Below are 14,474 nucleotides of genomic sequence, written 5' to 3' on the forward strand. Positions count from 1 at the left end.
AACTTTACTCGCTGAGGCGCACCGGACACCTATTTCTTGCGGTTCAGGAACGCCGTCATGGCCTCCCGCGCCTCCTCGGAGGCGAACAGCCGGGCGCTGAGCGCCGCCATCTCGTCCCCCCGCGCGTCGATGCGCTCGACCAGGTCGCGGTTGAGGATCGCCTTCGACTCGCGGAGCCCCTGCGGCGACCCGGACGCGAGCTCCAGGCAGATCTCCGTCACCGTCGGGGTCAGGCCGACAGCAGGGACCGCGCGTGTGACCAGGCCGTACGCCGCCGCCTGCTCGCCGGTGAACACCGCCCCGCCCAGGGTGGTCAGCGCGGCCGACCGCGGGGTCATCCGCGCGTGGACGGTCAGCGAGATGATCGCGGCGGCCAGGCCCAGCTTGACCTCGGTCAGGGCGAACGTCGCGTCGTCGGCCGCCACCACGACGTCGGAGGACGCGACGATCCCGATCCCACCGGCCCGCACGGCGCCGTGCACGCGGGTCACGACGGGCTTGCTCATCGTGAGCAGCAGCCGCTGGAGGGCCACGATCCGCCGGGCTCCCTCCTCCATCCCCTCGCCGGTCGCCTCGGAGAGGTCGGCGCCGGAGCAGAACGTCGGCCCGGCCGCCGTCAGCGCGACCACGCGCACGTCGGGGTCGGCGTTGGCTGCCTCCAGCGCGGCAACGAGCTCGGTGACGAGCCGGCGGCTCAACGCGTTGCGGTTGTGCTGGCTGTCCAGCGTGATGGTGGCGAGCGGCCCCTCGACCACGTAGCGCACGAGCTCCGTCATGGCGGGCATCCTCCCAAAGGCCGGGAGATCAGTCCTCCTCGGCCAGCCGCCGCAGCGCGCGCTGCATCGTCGCCAGACCGCCGGCCCCCAGCTCGGCGACCAGCTCGGCCTCGATGTCGAGGATCGTGTCGAAGGCCGCCTGCAGGGCGTCGTACCCCAGGTCCGTGAGCACGATCAGCTTCGCACGGCGGTCGGCCGGGTCGGGGACCCGCTCGAGGTACCCGCGCCGCACGAGGTCGTCGACGAGCTCGCCCATCGCCTGCGGCGACATGGCCGCGCGCTCGGCCAGCTGCGTGAGCCGGCTGCCGGCCCGGTCGATGTTCACGAACACGGCGGAGTGCGCGGGCCGGATGGGGTGACCGGCGGCGGCCACCGCCTCCTGGATCCGCTGGTTGAGCAGCTTGTGCGCCCGACCGAGCAGATAGGTCGTGTTGACCTCGGGCTCGCGCAACCGGCGGGAGGGGGTTGACATGTCTTCAGGCTTCCTTAGTATTTGTTCAAGTTCCCTGAACAACAGGATACCTGAGGAGTTTCCGCCATGACCACGACCCACCACACCACCGCAGCGCGAGAGCGTCGGGCCGCCGAGGTACGCCGCCACCTGGAGGTCGTCGGCGTCGATCTCGCCGCCGAGCACGAGGTCTACCACCCGGACGCGGTGCTCGAGTTCCCGCAGAGCCGCGAGCGGTTCGAGGGCCTGGCCACGATCCGCGAGTGGCGCGGGAGGTACCCGGCGAACGTGCGGCTGCGACCCACCCGGATCGTCGGCGACGGCGACGTGTGGGTCGGGTTCGGCCGGATCAGCTACGACGGCGGCGTCGGTCGCCCGTGCGTGGCCGTCCTGGAGTACCGCGGTGACCTGGTCGAGCGGGAGACGATCCACGTCACGGACTCGTTCGAGGCACCGGAGTGGCGAGCGGCGTACACCTCGCCCTATCTCGACGGCGCGTAGGCCCACCCGACCAGACCGCTGGCCGTCAGCAATCCGTCACCAATCCGTCACCGACCCCGGCGCCGAACCACTTCCGACTTGTCTTCTGGGCGTGCCGACACGCCCGCCGATGACCCGCTCGGGGGTACCCCCGAGCGGGCCTGGGACGAAAGGATCGCGACGTGGATCCCAGCGCGCGCCACCTCGGCGCGGTACCCGAGCCCGAAGCGGGCGGCTCGGCGGCATCGCGTCCCGACCTCGGGGGCCTGCTCCGGAGCAGCGCGCGCGGCGACGAGGCGGCGTTCGCCCAGCTGTACGACGCGACCTCCTCGCGGATCTACGGCCTGGCGCTGCGGGTGGTGCGCGACCCGGCCCAGGCCCAGGAGGTCACCCAGGAGGCGTACCTCGAGGTGTGGAAGTCCGCCAGCCGGTTCGACCAGGCCAAGGGCAGCGCGATCTCCTGGCTGATGACGATCGTGCACCGCAAGGCGGTCGACCGGGTGCGGTCGGCGGAGGCCTCCAGCCGGCGGGACACGACGTACCACGACACGACGAACCAGGTGGAGCACGACAGCACCGCCGACGCGGTCGAGACCCGGATGGAGGCGCGCCGGGTCCGCTCGGCCCTCGCGGGGCTCACGGTCGTGCAGCGGGAGGCCATCGCGTTGGCCTACTACGGCGGGTACACGCACACCGAGGTGGCCTCGATGCTCGACCTGCCGGTCGGCACGGCCAAGACACGCATCCGAGACGGACTGATCCGGTTGCGCGACGCACTGGGAGTAGGAGGTGAGCGGCATGAGTGACATCCATGCGCTGTCGGGCGCTTATGCCGTCGACGCGGTCGACGACCTCGAGCGCGCCGGCTTCGAGCGACACCTGGCGACGTGCCCGGACTGCCAGGCCGAGGTGGCCAGCGTCCGCGAGGCCACGGCCGCGCTCGCCGACGACGTGCAGACCGCACCGCCGCCCGAGCTGCGCGCCCAGGTGCTCGCCGGCATCTCCCGCGTCCGCCCCCTGCCGCCGGTCGTGGAGGACCGGTCGGCTCCCCGTGAGGAGGCACCGGTCGCCCGCCGGAGGTGGTTTCCCGCTCTGGTGGCGGCCGTCGTCCTCGGGATCATCGGGGTCGGCGCGACCGTCTGGCAGCCGTGGCGGGACGACACGTCCACCACGCTGAGCGCGACCGACCGGGTGCTCCGGGCGCCCGACGCCCAGCGCTTCAGCCAGACCCTCGACAACGGCGCCAAGGCCACCGTCGTGCGGTCGGCCAGCGAGCACAAGGCCGTCCTGGTCACCGAGGACATGCCGGCCGCGCCGGACGGCAAGGTCTACCAGCTGTGGCTGCAGAGCCCGGCGGACGAGATGGTCTCGGCCGGGCTGATGCCGGCCGACAGGACGACGGTGCTGCTGTCGGGTGACTCCGACGACGCGATCGGTGCCGGGATCAGCCTGGAGCCGGCGGGCGGGTCGGAGCAGCCCACGGACGTCGTGGCGCTCATCGACTTCGGGGCCGCTTGATGGCTCCACCCGTCAACCAGCCGCGGCGTGTCGCCGTCGTCGGCTCGGGCGTCGCCGGGCTGACGGCGGCGTACGTCGCCACGTCCTCGCCCGGCGTACGCGTCACGCTCTACGAGGCCGACGACCGCCTCGGCGGGCACGCCGACACCCACGACGTGGAGTCGGCGGACGGCGTGCTCGCCATCGACACGGGGTTCATCGTGCACAACGCGCGCACGTACCCGACCCTGCTGCGGATCTTCGCCGAGCTCGGCGTGGCCACCCAGCCCAGCGAGATGTCGATGTCGACCCGCGACGACGCGACCGGGCTCGAGTGGGCCGGGGCACTCGGCGTCGCCGGCCTGTTCCCGACCTGGCGCAACCTGGCCAGGCCGGCGTACCTGCGGATGCTCGGCGAGGTCCCGCGCTTCCACCGAGCGGCCCGGCGGCTGCTGGCCGCCTCCGCCACCGACGAGGCCCGTGACGTCACCCTGCGCGACTTCCTGGAGGAGCACGACTTCTCGGCGTACTTCGCCCGCCACTTCATGGAGCCCGTCGTCGCCGCCGTCTGGTCCTGCGACCCCGACATCGCCCTGGACTACCCCGCGCGGTACCTGTTCACGTTCCTCGACCACCACGGGATGCTCGGCGTCTTCGGCTCGCCGCAGTGGCGCACCGTGGTGGGTGGGTCGCGTCAGTACGTCGACCGGATCGGGGCGCGGGTCGACGACCTGCGGCTCGGCACCAAGGTGACCTCGCTGCTCGAGACGCCCGACGGCGTCGTGGTCGTGGACGGCAACGGTCGCGCGGAGACCTACGACGCGGTGGTCGTCGCCACCCACCCCGACCAGGCACTGGCCCTGCTGGCCGAGCCGACCGCGGCGCAGCGCGAGGTGCTGTCCGCCCTGCCGTACTCCGCCAACCCGGCGCTGCTGCACACCGACGCGTCGCTGCTGCCGCGCGCCCGGCGGGCCCGCGCCTCCTGGAACTTCCGCCGCGTCGCGGGCGACCGCGGCCGGGTGACCGTCACCTACGACCTGACCCGGCTGATGCGGCTGCCGACGACCACGCCGTACCTCGTCACCCTCGGCGGCGAGGACCTCGTCGACCCGAGCACGGTCATCGAGCGCCGCGAGTACGCCCACCCGCTCTACACCCCGGAGTCCGTGGCCGCCCAGGCCCGGCTGCCCGAGTGCGACACCGACCGGGTCGCGTTCGCGGGGGCCTACCACGGCTGGGGGTTCCACGAGGACGGTGCTCGTTCGGGGCTGACGGCCGCGGAGCGGCTGGGTATCCACTGGCACCCGCTGGTCGAGGAAGGCGCGCTAGCGCCTGTCACGAGACCCGGTGAGACGGCCGCCGACCTCTCGCGGGGTCTCGTGACGGGACTTCGTCCCTCCTCGACCAGCGGTGGAGCGGTCTACCGCACGACCATCACCCACACCCGCCGCAAGCCGTTCACGCGCAGCTTCACCCACCACTCGTACACCTGGCTGGTCGACCTCGACGACCTCCCGGACCACGGGGCGCTGGCCGGCGTCCTGGGCAGCTTCGAGGCGCGCGACCACCTCGGCTGGCCGCACGCAACCCTGCGCGGCAACGTCACGGCGTTCCTCGCGCGCCACGAGATCGACCTGACGACCCGGCAGGGACCGGGCCGGATCCTGATGGCCGCGCACCCGCGGGCGTTCGGCCACTGCTTCAACCCCATCAGCGTGTTCTGGTGCTTCGACGGCGACGGCCGTCCCGCCGGGACGATCCTCGAGGTGCACAACACCTACGGCGACCGGCACGCGTACCTCGTGCACCCGGACGCGCAGGGCCGCGCGCGCACGGACAAGGCGATGTACGTCTCACCGTTCCACGGCGTCGACGGGACCTACGAGATCGCCGCGCGCGTGCCCGGCGAACACCTCGACGTGGCCATCACCCTGCGCACCGACGAGGGCGCGCGGTTCAGCGCGCGGCTCTCCGGCACCCGCACCGCCGACCGCCTCGTCGCCTGGCGGGCCGCGCCGGCAGGCATCCGCGGCGCCTTCCTGATCCGAATGCACGGTGTGTGGCTGTGGGCGCGACGCCTGCGCGTGCAGCCGCGTCCCCATCACCACCAGCCAGGAGTCTCATGACCATCACCCAGAGCCGCGCCGACCTCCGGACGTGGCCCGATCTCGCCACCGTGCCGTCCGGCGCGCGGGCCGCGGTGTCGGCCGTCGTGGCCCGGCGGCTGTTCACCGGAGCCGTACGACGGTTGCCCGTCACCGTCCGCATCGAGCGGAGCGACGGCTCCTCCCAGGTCCTGGGCCAGGGCGGCCCCGCCATGACGGTGCACCGTCCCGAGGAGTTCTTCGCACGGCTCGGCCGCCTCGGTCTCATCGGGTTCGGCGAGGCCTACCTCACCGGCGCCTGGGACGCCGAGGACCTGGGTGGTTTCCTCACCGTGCTCTGCGCCGAGCTGCCCACGCTGGTGCCGCCGGCCCTGCAACGGGCCCGCGCCCTGGTCGTGCCACGGTCGCCGCACACCCTGCGCAGCACTCGCGACAACAGCCGCGACAACATCGCGCACCACTACGACCTGTCCAACGACCTGTTCGAGACGTTCCTCGACGGCTCGCTCTGCTACTCCTCGGCGCTGTTCGACCCGACGGCCATGCAGACCGAGGACCTCGGCACAGCGCAGGCCCGCAAGGTCGAACGACTGCTGGACCGCATCGGCGTCGGCCCGGAGACGCGGCTTCTGGAGATCGGCACCGGCTGGGGCGAGCTCGCCATCCGCGCCGCCCGCCGGGGCGCCCGCGTACGCAGCGTGACGCTGTCGGTCGAGCAGCTCGAGCTCGCCCGGAGGCGGGTGGCTGAGGCCGGCGTGGCCGACCGGGTCGACATCGAGCTGCGCGACTACCGCGCCATCGAGGAGGACGCGGCGTACGACGCCGTCGCCTCCATCGAGATGATCGAGGCGGTCGGGCACGAGTTCTGGCCGGAGTACTTCCGCATCCTCGACCGCGTGCTCGCCCCGGGCGGCCGGGTCGGCCTCCAGGCGATCCTGATGCCGCACGACCGGATGCTGGCGACCCGGAACACGCACACGTGGATCAACAAGTACATCTTCCCGGGGGGCTTCCTGCCCTCGGTCGAGGCGATCGAGGAGGTCACCCGCCGGCACACCACGCTGCGCATCACCGACCGCCTGTCGTTCGGCCACCACTACGCCGAGACGCTGCGCCGCTGGGACGCCGCCTTCCGGGCGAACCACGACCGCGTGGTCGGGCTGGGCTTCGACGAGACGTTCCTGCGGATGTGGCACTTCTACCTGGAGTACTCCCGCGCCGGCTTCGCGTCCGGCTACCTGGACGTCGAGCAGATCGTGCTCGAGCGGTGACGACGGCCCGGCCGGTGGACGTCGTCGTCCTGGCCGGGACCGTGCTCGTCCTGGTGGCCCTGGCCATGGTGCTGACCGCCGTCGCGGCGCGCCGCGCCCGCCGGGTGTCGGTCGTCGACGTCACCTGGGGCCTGGCGCTGGTGGCCGCCGCCGTCGTCTGCGCCGTCGTCGGTCCGCTCGTGTCCGACGGCGACGCGTGGCGCGGCTGGCTGCTCGCGGCGCTGGTCTCCGTGTGGGGCGGCCGGCTGGCGTGGCACATCGGCCGGCGGTCGCGCGGGCACGGCGAGGACCCGAGGTACGAGAAGCTGCTCGGCGCGCCCGTCACCACGCCGGAAGGCTTCGCGGTCGCGGTGCGCAAGGTGTTCGTGGTGCAGGGCCTGGCCGTCTGGCTGGTCTCGCTGCCGCTGATGGCCGCGGCGGTCACCGAGGTGCGGTGGGCGTGGCTCGTGTGGCTGGGCGTCGCGCTCTGGGTGGTGGGCCTGGTCTTCGAGTCCGTCGGGGACGCCCAACTCGCGACGTACCGCTCGACGCCCAGGGACCAGCGGCCGCAGGTGCTCGACACGGGTCTGTGGCGCTACACCCGGCACCCGAACTACTTCGGCGACGCGTGCGTGTGGTGGGGGCTCTGGGTCGCCGCGGCGCTCTCGTCCGGCTGGCTGCCTGCGCTGCTGACGGTCGTCGCGCCGGTCGCGATGACCTACTTCCTCGCCTTCGCCACCGGCGCGCGCCTGCTGGAGCAGACGATGCTGCAGCGGCCGGGCTACCCGGAGTACGCCGCGCGCACCTCGATGTTCGTGCCGCTGCCGCCGAGGCGGGGCTGACCTCGGACGCCGGCATCGTCGGTGGGCATGCCCGTCACCGAGATGACTAGGGTCGGAGGATGAGCTCCTCGGTAGACATCCCGGCCGAGACCGTCGCCCTGCGCGGCGGCGGCGACTTCCCGCTCGTGGGGTTCGGCACCTGGCAGCTCAAGGGTGACGAGTGCTACGACGCCTGCCTGGTCGCGCTCGAGGCGGGCTACCGGCACCTGGACACCGCGACGATGTACGGCAACGAGCTCGAGGTCGGGCGGGCCCTGACCGACAGCGGCGTGCCGCGGGACGAGGTGTTCGTGACCACGAAGTACAACCCGCGCTCCGGCCGCCCCGAGCTCGACGTGCTGGGCCGCAGCCTCGAGGCGCTCGGCGTCGACCACGTCGACCTGTGGCTGGTGCACGCGCCCGTCGACGACCGGCGCAACGCCGCGGTGTGGGAGAGCTTCGTGAAGGCCCAGGCCGCCGGCACGGCCCGGGACATCGGCGTCTCCAACTTCTCCGGCGAGCAGATCGACCACGTCGCGACGGCCACCGACGTGACCCCGGCCGTGAACCAGATCGAGTGGCGACCTCAGCTGCACGACCCGGCCGTGGTGGAGGGCCACCAGGCGCGCGGTGTCGTGCTCGAGGGCTACAGCGCGCTGAAGGGCGGCGTGCTCTCCCACCCCGTCGTCACCGGCATCGCCGAGGAGCTCGACCGCACGCCGGCGCAGGTGGTCGTCCGCTGGCACGTGCAGCACGGCATCGTCGTCATCCCGCGGTCCTCGCAGGCGGAGCGCGTGCGGGCCAACGCCGACGTCGGCGGGTTCGAGCTGACCGACGAGCACATGTCCGCTCTCGACGGGCTCGGCCGGCGATCGGGCACGCGGCGCTGACCCCGTGGATGCCGTCGAGGCGGCGTTCGCCGCTTGGCCGCGCGAGGGCTTCCTGCCCGAGGGAGAACGGCGCCGGGCCGGGTACGACGGACCGCTGCCCATCGGCGACGGGCAGACGAACTCCCAGCCGCGCACGGTGGCCGACATGCTCCGCCTGCTGGACGTCCGGCCCGGTCAGCGGGTGCTCGACGTCGGCTCCGGCTCGGGGTGGACGACCGCGCTGCTGGCGCACCTGGTCGGGCCGACGGGCTCGGTGACCGGCGTGGAGATCGTGCCGGCGCTGGTGGAGTTCGGGTCGGCCAACCTCGCCGCGACCGGCCAGCCCTGGGCGTCGATCCGCCGGGCGACGCCGGGCGTGCTCGGGTTGCCCGACCACGCGCCGTACGACCGGATCCTCGTCTCCGCCCAGCCGGCGTCGCTCCCGCAGGCGCTGGTCGACCAGCTGGCCGACGGGGGTCGCCTGGTGATCCCGGTACGCGGCACGATGACCCTCGTGACGACGTCCGGCGGCGAGGTACGCGAGAGCCATCACGGTTCCTACCGGTTCGTGCCGCTCGTATGAACGCCGCGATGGTCGGCTCGTTCGCCGTGCACGCGCTCGTCGACGCGGCCGGGCCGATCGACACCACGAACCGCGAGGCCTTCCCCGGCGCGAGCGAGGACGACTGGGCGGCGGCCCGGGCGCTCGACCCCATGGCGTTCGGGCCGGACGGTGTCGACGGGGCGTGGGTGCTGCCGTTCCGCGCGTTCGTGGTCATCGGTCCGGACGACCACGTCACCATCGTCGACCTCGGCGTCGGCTCGTCCGCGAGCCCTGCCGCCGCCTGGGCACCCGGTCCCGGCGAGCTCCCCGAGAAGCTGACCGCGCTGGGCATCGGGGCCTCGGAGGTCGGCACCGTCGTGCTCACGCACCTGCACGAGGACCACGTCGGCTGGGTGCTGGGCCGAGCCGGTCTGCCGATGTTCGGCAACGCCGAGCACGTCATCCAGGCCGCCGAGGTCGCGGCCGTCGCCGACGAGCGCGCGATCGTCGAGGCGACGGTCGACCCGCTGCGTTCCTTCGGCCTGCTACGTCAGGTCGACGGACCCGTGTCGCTGCGACCGGGCATCGACCTCGAGCCGACCCCGGGACACACGGTCGGCCACCAGTCGGTGTGGCTGACGTCCGGGTCCGAGACCCTCCTGCTCACCGGCGACCTGCTGGTGCACGCCGTCCAGCTCGTCGCGCCGTCCGTCGCGTACGCCGCGGAGGACGACCCCGTCGCCGCCACCGCGTCGCGGGAGCGGATGTACGCCGAGGCGCGGCGGCGTGGTGCCTCCCTGGCCACCGCGCACCTCACCGAGGCGTTCGTCGCGCTGCCCTGAGTCGGCTCGCCCTCGCCCCCGATTCGTCAGCGATCCTGCGGGTGCTCGTCGCGGTCGACCTGCTGACGAATCGGGGGGGTTCTCCTCAGTACGACTTCGGGAGACCGAGGGAGTGCATGGCCACGAAGTTGAGGATCATCTCCCGGCTGACCGGCGCGATGCGGCCGGCGCGGGTGGCGACGAGGAGGCCCGCCATGCCGTACTCCTGCGTGATCCCGTTGCCCCCGTGCGCCTGCACCGCGCGGTCGGCGGCGTCGCAGGCAGCCTCCGCGGCGGCGTACTTGGCCATGTTGGCCGCCTCCCCGGCACCCAGGTCGTCGCCGGCGTCGTAGAGGGCGGCGGCCTTCTGCGTCATCAGCCGGGCCAGCTCGGTCTCGATCTTCGACTGGGCGAGCGGGTGGGCGATGGCCTGGTGCGAGCCGATGGGGCCCTGGAAGACCGTGCGCTCCTTGGCGTACGCCGCCGCCTTGTCGATCGCGAACCGCGCCAGGCCGGTCGAGAACGACGCCGCCATGATCCGCTCGGGGTTGAGGCCGGCGAACAGCTGCACGAGCCCGGCGTCCTCGTCACCGACGAGCGCGTCGTCGGGGAGCCGGACGTCGTCGATGAACACCTGGAACTGCTTCTCCGGGCTGACGATCTCCATCGGGATGGGCTTGGCCTCGAAGCCCTCGGCGTCGGTCGGAACCACGAACAGGCAGGGCTTGAGCTTGCCGGTCCGCGCGTCCTCCGTCCTCGCCACGACCAGGACGTTGTCGGCCTCGTCGACGCCGGAGATGTAGATCTTGCGTCCGGTCAGCAGCCACTCGTCGCCGTCCCGCCGGGCCGTCGTGGTGATGTTGTGGGAGTTGGTGCCGGCGTCCGGCTCGGTGATCGCGAAGGCCATCGTGCCCGTGCCGTCCGCGATCCCGGGCAGCCAGCGCTGCTTCTGCTCCTCGGTCCCGTACCTCGCGATCACCGTCCCGCAGATCGCCGGGCTGACGACCATCATCAGCAGCGGGCACCCCTGCGCGGCGAGCTCCTCGCAGACCGCCGCGATGTCGCCGATGCCGCCGCCCCCGCCGCCGTACTCCTCCGGCAGGTTGATCCCGAGGTAGCCGTTCTTCCCGATCTCCAGCCACAGGTCGGTGGTCTTGCCGCCGCTGCGCGCCTTCTCGGTGAAGTACTCGCGGCCGTACTTGGACGCCAGCCGCGCCACCTGCCTGCGCAGCTCCTGGCGTTCCTCGGACTCGGTGAAGCTCGTCATGCGCTCTCCTCCACGACAGCCAGGACCTCGCCCGCTGCCACCTGTTGTCCCCTGTGTACGTCGATCGTGGTGACGACGCCGTCGTACGGCGCGGCCACGGTGTGCTGCATCTTCATCGCCTCGAGCACCAGCACCGGCTGCCCGGCCGTCACGGCCGCCCCCTGCTCGACGGCCACGCTGACGACCGTCCCGGGCATCGGCGCCAGCAGGCTGCCGCTCGCCAGCGCGTCGGCCGGGTCGGTGAACCGGGGCTTCCTGGTCAGCCGTGCGTGACCCGTCGGCCCGTCCACGTCGACCCACTCACGTCCTGGGTCACCGTTGATGGTGACGTCGTACGTCGTCCGGACGCCGTCGGTCTCGAGCGTCACGCTCGCGGGGCTCGCCGCGACGACCGACGGGTGACGGTCCCACCACTCCACGACCGTCCCGTCGGTGAACTCGACACGTTGGGGCTGGCTGCGCACGTTGCGCCAGCCCACCGGGACGCCGCGCTGCACGGTCCGCTCGGCCCCGGCCTTCTCGGCGAGAGCGATCGCGGCCGCCACGCCGTGCTCCACGCTGGTCGAGGAGGGACGAAGTCCCGTCACGAGACCCTCGGAGAGGAACCCGGTCGACACCTCCCCCGCCAGGAACTCCTCCGACCGCAGCACCGCGACCAGCTGGTCCCGGTTGGTCGTGACGCCGTGGATCCGGGCCCGCGCGAGGGTGTCGGCGAGCTTGCGGGCGGCGGTCGCACGATCCGGTGCGTGGCAGATCACCTTGGCCAGCATCGCGTCGTAGAAGGTGGAGACGGTCGAGCCGGACTCGTAGCCCGCATCCACCCGGATCCCCTCGCCCTCCGGGATCTCGAAGCGGGTCAGCACCCCGGACTGCGGCTGGTGGTCGGCGGCCGGGTCCTCGGCGTACAGGCGGACCTCGATGGCGTGCCCCCGTCCCTCGGTGGTCGAGCCGCCGCGAGGGACGAGCGGCGTGTCGAGACCCTCGCCGAGCTGCATCGCCACCAGGTCCACGCCGTGCACCAGCTCGGTGACGGGGTGCTCGACCTGGAGACGGGTGTTCATCTCCAGGAACCAGAACCTCGCCGAGCCCGGGTCGTAGAGGAACTCCACGGTGCCGGCCCCGCGGTAGTCGATGGCGTCCGCTGCCCGGCGAGCGGCCTCGTGGAGCGTCGATCGCACCTCGTCGGGCAGGTTCGGAGCGGGCGCCTCCTCGACCACCTTCTGGTGCCGCCGCTGGATCGAGCAGTCGCGTTCGCCGAGGACCGTGCTCCCGAAGACCTGGACCTCGACGTGACGTCCGCGCTCGACGTACGGCTCGACCAGCAGGGTGCCGTCGCCGAACGCCGACAGCGCCTCCTTCTCGGCCAGGCCGATCTCCCACGGCAGCTGCTCGAGCGAGCGCACGACCCGCATGCCACGCCCGCCGCCACCCGCGGACGCCTTGACCAGCAGAGGGAAGTCCCCCTCGGTGGGGACGGGCGGCGCCTCGAGGACCGGCACGCCGGCGGCCCGCATGATCTCCTTGGCGCGGATCTTCGAGCCCATCGCCTCGATCGACTCCGGCGTGGGACCGACCCATGTCAGACCGGCATCTTCGACGGCACGGGCGAAGGCGGCGTTCTCGGAGAGGAACCCGTACCCCGGGTGCACGGCGTCGGCTCCCGACCTCAGCGCCGCGTCGACGAGCAGGTCGCCGCGCAGGTAGGTGTCGGCCGGGGACGACCCCGGCAGCCGGACGGCGACGTCGGCCTCGCGGACGTACGGCAGCCCCGAGTCGGCGTCGGAGTGCACCGCGACGGTCTCGATGCCCAGGCGACGGCAGGTACGGAAGACGCGTGAGGCGATCTCGGCCCGGTTGGCCACGAGCAGTCTGCTGATCGAGCTTGTCGAGATCACGTCCGGAACACCCCGTAACCCCTGGCGCCCTCGATCGGCGCGTTCTCGATGACCGACAGGCAGATGGCCAGCACCGTGCGGGTGTCCCGGGGGTCGATGACGCCGTCGTCGTACAGCATCCCGCTGAGGAAGAACGGCAGCGACTGCTCCTCGACCGACTGCTCGACGAAGGCCCGCATGCCCGCGTCGCCCTCCTCGTCGTACGCCTGTCCCCGCGCCTCCGCGGCCGCCCGCGCGACGATCGACAGGACGCCGGCGAGCTGTGCCGGGCCCATCACCGCGGACTTGGCCGACGGCCAGGTGAAGAGGAAGCGCGGATCGTACGCGCGGCCGTTCATGCCGTAGTTCCCGGCGCCGTACGACGCGCCCATGATCACGCTGAGGTGCGGGACCTGGGAGTTGCTGACCGCGTTGATCATCTGGGCGCCGTGCTTGATGATCCCGCCCTGCTCGTACTCGGCGCCGACCATGTAGCCGGTGGTGTTGTGCAGGAAGAGCAGGGGTACGTCGACCTGGTTGGCCAGCTGGATGAACTGGGTCGCCTTCTGCGCCTCCTCGCTGAACAGCACGCCCTGCGCGTTGGCGAGGATCCCGATCGGGCGGCCGTGCAGCTTCGCCCAGCCGGTGACCAGCGAGGTGCCGTAGAGCGGCTTGAACTCGTCGAACGGCCGGCCGTTGCCAGGCCCCGTGCCGTCGCAGATGCGGACGATCACCTCGCGCGGGTCGAACGGCTCCTTGAGGTCGGCCGGGATGAGGTCGAGCAGCCCTTCGGGATCCTCGTCGGGCTCTGCCCAGCCGTTGGCCGAGGAGGGACGAAGTCCCGTCACGTGACCCGGTGACCGAACCGCCTTCCTCCAGTTGAGCCGGGCCACGATCCGCCGGCCGATCCGGATCGCGTCGAGCTCGTCCTGGGCGAGGTAGTCGGCGAGCCCGGAGACCCGCGCGTGCATCTCGGCGCCGCCGAGCGACTCGTCGTCGGACTCCTCTCCGGTCGCCATCTTCACCAGCGGCGGGCCGCCCAGGAACACCTTGGCCTGCTCCTTCACCATGACGGTGTAGTCGCTCATGCCCGGCACGTACGCCCCACCGGCCGTCGAGTTGCCGAACACCAGCGCGATCGTCGGCTGCCGCCGCGCCGACGCGCGCGTCAGGTCGCGGAACAGCTTGCCGCCCGGGATGAAGATCTCCTTCTGGGTCGGCAGGTCCGCGCCACCCGACTCGACCAGCGAGATCGTGGGCAGGTTGTTCTCCTCGGCGATCTGCGCGGCCCGGAAGGCCTTCTTCACCGTCCACGGGTTGCTGGCGCCGCCCTTGACCGTCGGGTCGTTGGCGGTGATGAGGCACTCGACGCCCTCGACCACGCCGATGCCCGTCACCAGGGAGGCCCCGACGTGGAAGTCCGAGCCCCAGCCCGCCAGCGGCGACAGCTCGAGGAACGCCGACCCCTCGTCGACCAGCAGCTCGATCCGCTCGCGGGGCAGCAGCCTGCCCCGGGCGTGGTGCCGGTCGACGTACTTCTCCCCGCCCCCGGCCACGGCCTTGGCCACCTCGGCCTCGAGGTCGGCGATCTTCTCCAGCATCGACTCGCGGTTGCTCATCTCCGCCCCTCCCCAGGTCGAGTTGCGCCCCCGGTACCGGCGAGTTGCGCCTCCGGCACCGGCGAGTTGCGCCTCCGGTACGCCGACCGGGCGGACTTCA

The 14,474-nt window shown here is 72.4% G+C and carries 14 protein-coding genes; 9 read left to right on the forward strand and 5 right to left on the reverse strand.

Going from position 1 to position 14,474, the window contains the following annotated elements:
• Nucleotides 1–29: 29 nt before the first annotated feature.
• Together ISU07_RS01810 and ISU07_RS01815 are read right to left on the reverse strand one after the other, a co-directional pair.
• A complete protein-coding gene (locus ISU07_RS01810; protein ID WP_194705033.1) occupies nt 30–776 on the reverse strand; it encodes an enoyl-CoA hydratase-related protein in 747 nt (248 codons plus the stop codon).
• Between the two features lie 28 nt (nt 777–804).
• Nucleotides 805–1,248 (reverse strand): MarR family winged helix-turn-helix transcriptional regulator, encoded by a 444-nt coding sequence (locus ISU07_RS01815; RefSeq protein WP_194705034.1) that lies wholly within the window; start codon nt 1,246–1,248, stop codon nt 805–807.
• 66 nt (nt 1,249–1,314) lie between these two features.
• On the opposite strand from ISU07_RS01815, the gene ISU07_RS01820 reads away from it, so the two are divergent.
• From ISU07_RS01820 to ISU07_RS01860, 9 genes are all read left to right on the forward strand, one after another.
• The gene (locus ISU07_RS01820; RefSeq protein ID WP_194705035.1) at nt 1,315–1,728 is read left to right on the forward strand and encodes a nuclear transport factor 2 family protein; all 414 of its coding nucleotides are present in this window, start codon (nt 1,315–1,317) and stop codon (nt 1,726–1,728) included.
• Nucleotides 1,729–1,889: 161 nt separating this feature from the next.
• Nucleotides 1,890–2,513, forward strand: coding sequence for an ECF RNA polymerase sigma factor SigK (gene sigK, locus ISU07_RS01825; protein ID WP_194705036.1), 624 nt, complete (start codon nt 1,890–1,892; stop codon nt 2,511–2,513).
• Nucleotides 2,506–3,225, forward strand: a complete 720-nt coding sequence (locus ISU07_RS01830) for an anti-sigma factor (RefSeq protein WP_194705037.1) — start codon at nt 2,506–2,508, stop codon at nt 3,223–3,225. The genes sigK and ISU07_RS01830 overlap by 8 nt, the downstream gene beginning before the upstream one ends.
• A complete protein-coding gene (locus ISU07_RS01835) occupies nt 3,225–5,330 on the forward strand; it encodes an FAD-dependent oxidoreductase (RefSeq protein WP_194705038.1) in 2,106 nt (701 codons plus the stop codon). Before ISU07_RS01830 ends, ISU07_RS01835 begins: the two co-directional genes overlap by 1 nt.
• Nucleotides 5,327–6,580 carry an SAM-dependent methyltransferase gene (locus tag ISU07_RS01840; RefSeq protein ID WP_194705039.1) on the forward strand — a complete coding sequence of 418 codons (1,254 nt, stop codon included), beginning with the start codon at nt 5,327–5,329 and terminating at the stop codon, nt 6,578–6,580. Before ISU07_RS01835 ends, ISU07_RS01840 begins: the two co-directional genes overlap by 4 nt.
• Nucleotides 6,577–7,401 (forward strand): DUF1295 domain-containing protein, encoded by an 825-nt coding sequence (locus ISU07_RS01845; RefSeq protein ID WP_323742366.1) that lies wholly within the window; start codon nt 6,577–6,579, stop codon nt 7,399–7,401. Before ISU07_RS01840 ends, ISU07_RS01845 begins: the two co-directional genes overlap by 4 nt.
• 59 nt (nt 7,402–7,460) lie before the next feature.
• Complete coding sequence (locus tag ISU07_RS01850) at nt 7,461–8,270, forward strand: aldo/keto reductase (protein WP_194705040.1); 810 nt, start codon at nt 7,461–7,463, stop codon at nt 8,268–8,270.
• Nucleotides 8,271–8,274: 4 nt separating this feature from the next.
• Nucleotides 8,275–8,832, forward strand: a complete 558-nt coding sequence (locus ISU07_RS01855; RefSeq protein WP_194705041.1) for a protein-L-isoaspartate O-methyltransferase family protein — start codon at nt 8,275–8,277, stop codon at nt 8,830–8,832.
• Between the two features lie 8 nt (nt 8,833–8,840).
• Nucleotides 8,841–9,635, forward strand: coding sequence for an MBL fold metallo-hydrolase (locus ISU07_RS01860; RefSeq protein WP_194705042.1), 795 nt, complete (start codon nt 8,841–8,843; stop codon nt 9,633–9,635).
• A gap of 85 nt (nt 9,636–9,720) precedes the next feature.
• Here ISU07_RS01860 and ISU07_RS01865 read toward each other — a convergent pair whose 3' ends face one another.
• From ISU07_RS01865 to ISU07_RS01875, 3 genes are read right to left on the reverse strand one after another with little or no spacing between them, the layout of a single operon-like run.
• A complete protein-coding gene (locus ISU07_RS01865; RefSeq protein ID WP_194705043.1) occupies nt 9,721–10,881 on the reverse strand; it encodes an acyl-CoA dehydrogenase family protein in 1,161 nt (386 codons plus the stop codon).
• On the reverse strand, nt 10,878–12,776 hold the full coding sequence (locus ISU07_RS01870; RefSeq protein WP_323742367.1) for an acetyl/propionyl/methylcrotonyl-CoA carboxylase subunit alpha: 1,899 nt from the start codon (nt 12,774–12,776) through the stop codon (nt 10,878–10,880). The genes ISU07_RS01865 and ISU07_RS01870 overlap by 4 nt, the downstream gene beginning before the upstream one ends.
• Nucleotides 12,773–14,374: an acyl-CoA carboxylase subunit beta gene (locus tag ISU07_RS01875; RefSeq protein WP_194705044.1), complete on the reverse strand. Its 1,602-nt coding sequence runs from the start codon at nt 14,372–14,374 to the stop codon at nt 12,773–12,775. The genes ISU07_RS01870 and ISU07_RS01875 overlap by 4 nt, the downstream gene beginning before the upstream one ends.
• Nucleotides 14,375–14,474: the final 100 nt, after the last annotated feature.

This window comes from Nocardioides islandensis (genome assembly GCF_015352455.1).
Lineage (GTDB): Bacteria > Actinomycetota > Actinomycetes > Propionibacteriales > Nocardioidaceae > Nocardioides > Nocardioides islandensis.